The sequence below is a fragment of the Microbispora hainanensis genome (assembly GCF_006874475.1).
GTDB classification, from domain to species: domain Bacteria; phylum Actinomycetota; class Actinomycetes; order Streptosporangiales; family Streptosporangiaceae; genus Microbispora; species Microbispora hainanensis.
Window position 1 is genome coordinate 1 of sequence record NZ_VIRM01000228.1, and the last position, 299, is coordinate 299.

At 62.2% G+C, this 299-nt stretch carries 1 protein-coding gene; it reads right to left on the minus strand.

Annotation, left to right across the window (positions count from 1 at the left end; genetic code table 11):
* Positions 1-299: trypsin-like serine peptidase (locus FLX08_RS40235; protein WP_425280673.1), on the minus strand; the 299-nt coding region annotated here is incomplete at both ends.

The following is a 299-nucleotide window of genomic DNA, read 5'->3' on the forward strand; positions in this document are numbered from 1 at the left end:
ACGCCGTTGTAGACCGTGACGAACGCGTAGTCGCGGTCGCCGTCCTCGTACACGCTGTAGTCGTAGTGCGTGTAAGCGGTCTTACCGACGTAGATGCCCCACGGGGTCTTGCCCTCGTAGTAGCCGGGGATGAAGACCCACTTGTCCAGGGTGGTCGCGTTCGACTTGGTGTCGTAGACGCAGTGACCCGCGGTCGCCACCAGGTTCTTGTACTGCGACTGAACCGAGGTGGCCGAGCACCAGTGCGGCTTGTGGTCCGCGCCGATGAAGAACACCTTGCCGGTGGTCTTCGGCAGGTT